Source organism: Pseudanabaena biceps PCC 7429 (assembly GCF_000332215.1).
Classification (GTDB): Bacteria; Cyanobacteriota; Cyanobacteriia; order Pseudanabaenales; family Pseudanabaenaceae; genus Pseudanabaena; species Pseudanabaena biceps.
In genome coordinates, this window is sequence record NZ_ALWB01000244.1 from 1 (window position 1) to 7,647 (window position 7,647).

At 43.5% G+C, this 7,647-nt stretch carries 7 protein-coding genes; 3 read left to right on the forward strand and 4 right to left on the reverse strand.

Annotated elements, in window-relative coordinates; all coding sequences use genetic code 11:
- Window positions 1–65: 65 nt before the first annotated feature.
- From PSE7429_RS19660 to PSE7429_RS19675, 4 genes are all read right to left on the reverse strand, one after another.
- Entirely contained in the window at window positions 66–755 is a 690-nt protein-coding gene (locus PSE7429_RS19660) for a TVP38/TMEM64 family protein (RefSeq protein ID WP_009629096.1), read from the reverse strand.
- Window positions 756–853: 98 nt separating this feature from the next.
- Window positions 854–1,441, reverse strand: a complete 588-nt coding sequence (locus tag PSE7429_RS19665) for a CDP-alcohol phosphatidyltransferase family protein (protein ID WP_009629097.1) — start codon at window positions 1,439–1,441, stop codon at window positions 854–856.
- 149 nt (window positions 1,442–1,590) lie between these two features.
- Window positions 1,591–2,643 carry a thiamine phosphate synthase gene (locus tag PSE7429_RS19670; RefSeq protein ID WP_009629098.1) on the reverse strand — a complete coding sequence of 351 codons (1,053 nt, stop codon included), beginning with the start codon at window positions 2,641–2,643 and terminating at the stop codon, window positions 1,591–1,593.
- A gap of 116 nt (window positions 2,644–2,759) precedes the next feature.
- The gene (locus PSE7429_RS19675; RefSeq protein WP_009629099.1) at window positions 2,760–4,448 is read right to left on the reverse strand and encodes a DUF6930 domain-containing protein; all 1,689 of its coding nucleotides are present in this window, start codon (window positions 4,446–4,448) and stop codon (window positions 2,760–2,762) included.
- 322 nt (window positions 4,449–4,770) lie between these two features.
- On the opposite strand from PSE7429_RS19675, the gene PSE7429_RS19680 reads away from it, so the two are divergent.
- The 3 genes from PSE7429_RS19680 to PSE7429_RS19690 all read left to right on the forward strand — a co-directional run bounded on the left by PSE7429_RS19680 (window position 4,771) and on the right by PSE7429_RS19690 (window position 7,442).
- Window positions 4,771–4,968 carry a hypothetical protein gene (locus tag PSE7429_RS19680; protein ID WP_009629100.1) on the forward strand — a complete coding sequence of 66 codons (198 nt, stop codon included), beginning with the start codon at window positions 4,771–4,773 and terminating at the stop codon, window positions 4,966–4,968.
- Between the two features lie 481 nt (window positions 4,969–5,449).
- Window positions 5,450–6,094, forward strand: a complete 645-nt coding sequence (gene plsY, locus PSE7429_RS19685; RefSeq protein ID WP_040689705.1) for a glycerol-3-phosphate 1-O-acyltransferase PlsY — start codon at window positions 5,450–5,452, stop codon at window positions 6,092–6,094.
- Between the two features lie 142 nt (window positions 6,095–6,236).
- Window positions 6,237–7,442 carry an MFS transporter gene (locus PSE7429_RS19690; RefSeq protein ID WP_009629102.1) on the forward strand — a complete coding sequence of 402 codons (1,206 nt, stop codon included), beginning with the start codon at window positions 6,237–6,239 and terminating at the stop codon, window positions 7,440–7,442.
- The last annotated feature ends 205 nt before the right edge of the window (window positions 7,443–7,647 follow it).

The following is a 7,647-nucleotide window of genomic DNA, read 5'->3' on the forward strand; positions in this document are numbered from 1 at the left end:
TAAAACCCCAAAAGCTGTAGCGAACGCTGCGCGTTCGCTACAGCTTTTGGGGTTTCTACTTAGTTTTAGGGTGACTTTCGCGATCGCTGCCAATATTGCAACCCAAAGGGTAGCAAAGATAGAAGAACTAAGAAACAGGATGCAAGTGTAAATTGAAAAAGTTCATTATCTTGGATAGCTGATTTTCCTGAAACCCCTAACCAAGTATAGGCAATGGTTCCAGGAATAACGCCGATAAAAGTTGCAAATGTATAAATTTTGCTGTTGATTGGAGTGAGAGCCAATAGGAAATTGATGATATTAAAAGGGGCGATAGGTGCGAATCTTAACGATAGAACGAGATTGAAGGGTTTATTGGTAACTGCTTGATTAAGCTTTCGCAGTAGCTTATGGTTCCCAAAGATAGCGATCGCCCAATCATGGAAAATGTAGCGCGTAAAGTAGAACGCACCTAAAGCTCCTAAGGTTGCTGCGAGGGTAGACCATACCGTTCCCCATCCAAACCCAAATAGGACACCACCAGCTAAAGTATGCATCGTAATTGGTAAACCCAGAATTGCCACCAATACATAGGTTGAGACAAACAAAGGAATCGTCCAAATTCCTAAGCTTTGTAAATATGAGGAGAGAATTTGCCGATCTAGTAGTCCCCTTAAAGGAGTGATAAAGAAAAGAAGAATAATACCAAGGAATAATAGGATTTTGAAGTTCCTTTGGCAAAGTCTGAGAAACTTGGGGAGTAAATTCCGCTTCATCGTACCACTCACTTATTGAAACGATTTAATTGAAACGATTGAAACGATGAAGAGTGCACTGCCTGCGTAGCAGTCGGTACAATCTCTGATTTTGGTTTTTAATTTGAACTATTTATTAACTTTTTGCGTAAGTCTAAGGCATGAAAGATACTCAAAACGTCACAGTGCCATGAAGGTAAAAGAAGAGTCATCACAATTTCTTCAATACTATTAACCAAACAGAAAGCGATCGCTAACCACAAAGTTGAGGCATAGCCAAAGCCAAATAGACAAACTGTGGCAATTAGTAGCGTTAATCCCCATATTTTAGCTGTATAGGTGTGAAAACTAGGGAGTTTACCAAACTTGATGAGGTTAATTGTAAACAGGGTGAACTGAGCCGCGATCGCCAATAATAAGGGAACTCGAAAATCGACAATAACTTTGGGATATACCAACCAAGTACTAATGGCAACACTTACAAACAGGCAGATATCTGCCCAACTGTCTAACTGTCTCAGCTTGGCGGTACTAACGCCCAGTCGTCGGGCAATGATGCCATCAAAAATATCTGAGAGAATGGCAATCACATAACCAACAACAAATCCCCATGTAGTTTGATGATCTAAGGCATCTAAAAGAAGTAGAGGGGCAATGGCGAAACGAATTCCGATTAAGATTTGGGGAATATCCTTTGGTGCGATCATTTGGTCTTAATCTTTGGCTAAAGCTTGTTTGGGAAAGTAGAGTTATACCAATTCACGAAAGTGTGACAACACTTTTGTGAATTAAAAACCAAACCCAGTAAGTAATATCAAGGCTCAAATGGCTACGCCGTTCTGAGCTTTGATATTACTTATTGACTGAGTAGCGATCGCATTTGTTTGGCTACATGATCGGGATGATCGGCTTGCATGAGCGCGCGCACGACCGCAACCCGTCTTGCCCCTACATTGATCGCTTCTTCTAAATTGTGTTCGTCAATGCCACCGATCGCAAACCAAGGAATCTCGATATTTTGCGTCGCGTAACTGACATAATCATAACCTGCGGCTGCCTTGGTGGGCTTAGTGGGCGTGGCATGGACTGGACCAACACCAACATAATCCACTTGATTACCGAGGGCGATCGCTAACTCCTGCGGATTAGTGGTGGATTGTCCGATGATATATTGCGAGGCATCGCCGCCATGCGCGTTTAAAATCTGGCGTACGGTCGTAACTGGTAGATCGGTTTGTCCCACATGGATGCCATCGGCTCCAACCGCGATCGCAATATCGACGCGATCGTTTACTAAAAACAAAGCATCGTATTTATGACAGACTTCGCAAAGTTGTTGGGCGATTTGATAACGAACATTATCTTCGCCTTCTTTTTGGCGATATTGCACGATCTGCACCCCTCCTTGTAACGCTGACTCAACAACCGAGACAATGTTATCAACGGGCATCGTCACTAGATATAAACTTGCAGCCCGCAGCTTTTGACGGCGAATTTGTCCGACATTAGCTATTTCATGCTCCAGCAACTTGCTTTCGAGGGTATAAACTTGATAGCGCATCTGTTTCATGGCAGCGCCCAAGTTTGGATCAACAACTTTACCGTATTCCTCTAGAACCCTGAGCGCCTCTTGCAATCGTCCCATATTGGCTCTGAGCAACGCTTGGATATCAGTGCGGCTAATTTCGTTGGCATGGCTCAATCCCGTGGCTGGATCGTCGGGAGTATTGCGGGCAAGACGAAACTCTTCGCGATGCCATAGGGCTAATTCTTGACGCATTTGTTTGCAGCGATCACACAGAGCGACATTTTCTAAACCAAAGCGACACCATTCTTCGATCGTACGGAGAGCCTCGCGGGCGCGATCGAGGTTAGCATCGAGGATGCGGTAAATAATTTGTTGAGACATATAGTTGAGATATAAATTAAGTGGGCTTAATTAAATATAAAGCCCTAGAACCTGCAGCGCACGCTGCGCGTGCGCCGCAGGTTTTAGGGCTTTAATTATGCTTAGCTACTTAACAATTAGAAATCAAAATCAAAGGCAGGTTCAGCCCGTAATTTACCTAAGCCTAATTCTTTATCATCAATTAGTTTGATTTCGTAATAGCCCAGAATATGATGCGGTGCGGGATTACCTCGTGACGCTCCAGTAATACCCATCGCCACGATCACACACACATTACCCTTGGTATTTTTAGCCCGTTGCTTCCAGCGCTTATGATGTTCACCACTGAGAGTTGCCTTATCAAATTCTCCAAATAGATGGAGGTCGTCATTACCCATCACCATCAAGCCCAACTGACAAATATTGCCGAAAATATCCTCAGCTGGGTTGAAGCATAAGGAGTGAATGCCATTGAATTCATCGATCTGCTCGATTAGTTCCAATGCTTTGGGGCGCGAAGTTTGGATCATTAGTCCTGGCAAGCCTTCCCCCTTTTTGGTGCCTAAAATCGTGGGAATGCTTTCTGAAAGCTGATGATGAATTGAGGCTTTGCGTAAAAACTCCACCTGTTCCCAAGGAATGGTCATCATATGGATTAGGGCATTTTCTGGCCAAAGATCCTCATTGATCAATGGAGAATCATCATCATCATCATCTTCTTCTTCTACGACTAATTGATGTAATTCATTAGCCAGATCGGGCATAGTCTTGACAACGACATTAATCGGTTCTTCCGCATCACTATCGAGGCTTGGGGCATAAACGGTATAGGTTCCCGAAAGATTGCTAAAACTCGTACTTAAGCGCTTATGGTACTGTTCCCAAAATTTATTCAAAGCTTCAAGGGCTACCGTCAAAGCGATCGCTTCTTCGTCATAAAGATAGGGTCTACCGCCTTCAAGGGGATGTAATGCTCCATAGATCGGCTTCATTGGTGTAGTTGCCGTGGGAAGAGATCGCATCTTGCCACGGAATGGAAAGGGAGGGAGATCGCTTTCCATTTCTAAATCTGGTGTTTCAAAGAGATTAAATAAACAGTCTTGGTGTAAAAAAGTCTCTTCGATTTCGTCTTCAGAACTACCCGAAACAATCCGATGGCGAAACTTGACTAAAGACTCTTCAGACCGATAAAAAATGACACCCTGCTCTAAGCCCATCTTGCCCATCACGATCGCATAAAGAGTATCGATATCCCAGCGATCGATCTCGAGCGAAATCACCTGATGATCCCACAGAGTATTCCAAGGGGCATTGCGCCAAATTTGCTCGGATTGACTATGTAAAGCCGATGAAAACCTCTCTGGGACGATGGGCGGATTGTCAGCGAAACTTTCCAAAATATGGGAAAAAATTTCATCAATTAGGGGGAGACGTTCCACATATTCGACGGAAATATCTAAATCCTGTAGAACACCGCGTAAATAAAACTGAAGTTCGCGATCGCATACAAGAATTTTTTGTGGCAGAGATGGCTGGGCTGGACTTTGAGGATGCTCGATTGCCTGCAACAATGCACGGACAAAAGCCTCTTGCCCCACGCTTGAATCAACTACATCCATAGAACGCACCATTCCCTGCGAACCATCTACCCACAAAATACAATGGGGTTTAGACTCTTCGCTATGGGCATGAAGGGGGATAATGTTAGAAGAGTCTTGCGGTTGGCGGAGCTTAGCGGGCAAGGAACGGCGATCGCCTTCCCAAACCGCAGATGACTGCTTGAGTTTTTTGAGGCGACGAAGAGTAGATCGGTTTAGCGTGGTCATCGAAAATATTCTCTAGATTAGCCACTCTTAGGAAATTTGTAAGAGTGCATTGATCGATTTAACTATGATATGGCGATAAATTGCCAGATTTGATCATAAATTATAGGAATTACTTGCTAGAAAATGCTTAGTAATGCGTAGTTTAACCATCTACTTTCCAGATTTTAGGGCTACAATTGCTTTAAGCGTGACCTAAAACTTAGGATTTTTAGACCTCACGTTCTCGTATTTCTGTGAATCAAACAGATAATCAAACAAAACTTTAATGAGCAATCCTCATTAAGCAATCTGCAAACATCACCCCAAATATATACCTGCATTTATGGACGAGCTAAAACCGATTCTCAATGAGTTACTAGGACAACCCGTTGCATTTTTTGGTGGACTCGTTTCGGGCTTTCTCAAGCTCGATCTCCAACAAGATCCTTTAAAGGGTTGGCTAGAAAAGCAAGGAGCAACAACTACGGTGTCTTCTGCTGACAGCAAAAATGAAGGTCCTCAGTCTATTTCCATAGATTAATCTATAGATTAAATTGAATTTTATCGAAAATATGGGATTTAAAACCCAATTTTTCGATAAATTCTCATTAGGGACTTGCGAGAGAATAAGATACCAATCCAGATTTACCAGAATCGGTGACGCGGCGGAGCCGCGCCACCGATTCTGGTTTTATATTTGGTACTTCATTACATCACAGGTCCTTAAGTATTGCCCCATATAAACCCTATTAATCCTGTGTTGCGGTTGTCCTCTGTGGTCAATCGTATTACTCAGAAGAGAAAAACGGCGCGAAGCGCCGTTTTTCTCTTCTTGGCTGTGGCGACTATAGCAATGTAAGAAATCACTAGGACGAATCAAAGCCCCAAAGATGAGTGGCGGCGCTTCGCGCCGCCACTCATCTTTAGGGCTAAGCAAACCTTACATTGTTTTCTTGATTGCCACAATATTAGAGAATAGGTTTAGCCTATGCGCTGCCCCTATTGTTTATGAAGTACAACTTATGTGGTTTGCCTATCTTTTGCTTGCGATCGCCTATCTCTTAGGATCTTTCCCCACAGGTTATTTAGTGGGACGGTTGGCTGGTATTGATATTCGTCAGCTTGGCTCAGGTTCAACAGGAGCAACCAACGTATGGCGTAATGTTGGCAAATTTGCGGGGATTGTCGTATTTATAACTGACTTTGCTAAGGGAATGGCGGCAATTTACATGATGCAGTCGGCAAATTGGTTGATGACAAGTCTAAATATCAAGGCTGTGGCGATCGCTCAAAACGAGCTTTCGTTTTTGGTAATTGGCGCGGGAATGCTGGCTTTGATCGGTCATAGTCGTCCGATCTGGTTGGGATTTAAAGGCGGTAAGTCGGTGGCGACGGGGGTAGGGATTTTGTTTATGCTGAATTGGCTAGTAGCGATCGCTGCTTTTAGTATTTGGCTAGCCACGATGGCAATTTGGCGAACCGTTTCGATTAGCTCCATTGCCGCCGCCGCCGCCGCCCCATTTCTCATGTGGACAATGCAAGGCAATATGATTTACGCCAGCTTTGTCACCGCAGGATGCGCTTTTATCATCTGGCTGCATCGTTCTAATATCGAACGCATTCTCAACGGCACAGAGTTTACTTTTAAATCAGAGCCTAAGACATAAAGTAAAAAGCCTATAAAGCAGTCTGTGCTGTCCCCTAAGTAGGCGGCACAGGTTTTTAGGATTTATGCCCAGTTACTTAGCTATAAAAGTCTGAGGTAGCGCTGTAGTATGGACAAGGACTATATGCGATCGCCTCCTAAGAATGAATCGTAAATTTTGGATTATTGCCCTCATCTCTTTTATTAACTCCCTGAGTTTTACGATTCTCATCCCAGTTTTGTATCTCTATGGCAGACAGTTCAAGTTAGATGATTCTCAGACTAGCCTACTGTTTGCCATTTATGCGTTCGCCCAATTTTTTGCCACACCAATTATCGGGAAACTCTCCGATCGCTTTGGGCGCAAACCTTTGTTAATCGTTAGTTTGGCGGGGACAGTTATCGCGAACCTCATGGCAGGAACTGCCGCGAGTGCCGCCGTATTATTTTTTGCTAGATTTCTCGATGGGATTACAGGCGGTAATGCCTCGGTAGCCCAAGCCGTAATTTCCGATGTAACCACCCCTGAGAACCGAGCTAAAGCATTTGGGATCAATGGTGCAGCCTTTGGACTGGGTTTTATTTTGGGACCTGCCATTAGTTTGATCGCCCAAAAAGTAGCCCTCAACACACCCTTAGGTAAATCCTTTGGCGCATCTTTCTTAGTTTCGGGGACGATCGCAGCGATCGCCTTATTGCTAACTATTTTCTTTCTGCCTGAAACCCTCAAGATTAAAGCTCAAAAATCACAAAACTTCTTCGATCTTGGTCTAGATAAGCTAATCACAGGATTATATATGCCCAAAATAGGAATTTTGTTGGTGATTAATTTCCTAACAGGACTAACATTCAATATGTTTACCTTTGCGTTTCAGCCCTATTTTTTGCAGGTGATTAAGCAAAATAGTGACACGCTGACGTTGATGTTCTTGATGTTCGGTGTCCTAGGCGTAATCATGCAGACTCTGGGAATTTCTCTGATGCTCAAACGCCTACAAATCGTACAGATTCTCTTTTTAGGGCTATTAATTCGTAGCGTCTCCTTCGCCTTAATGCCCATCTGGGAAAATGTCTATTACTTTGTGGTTGTATGTATTCTCTTCTCATTATTGAATTCCGTCGTACAGCCAATGATCAGCGCCCTAATTTCCCTCAATTCTAGCCCAGAAGAACAGGGAACAGTACTCGGAATTAACTCTTCCTACCTCAGCATATCAAACGGATTTGGTCCAGTCATTGCAGGTTTCGTCGTCAATCAAAATAATCCCCATTCCTATGGTTATCCGCTCTATCTAGCAGGGATTTGTACGTTTCTTGTCCTCATCTTTGCGTTTCTCAAACGGCAAAGCTATGCAGTTAAATCCTCCTAGCTATAGCCTTCACCAGATTTTGCTGTAAGTAGCTAGGCATAAGTAAACTTAAAACCAGTGAGCATACCGCCCGCGTAGCAGGCAGTATGCTCGCTGGTTTTGGTTTTTAATTATGCCGAACTACTTACTAGGACATAAAACTCAAGAATTACAGCAATTATCGATCAAACGAACCACAAGGAAATTTTTGAAAGCGTTGCTTCGC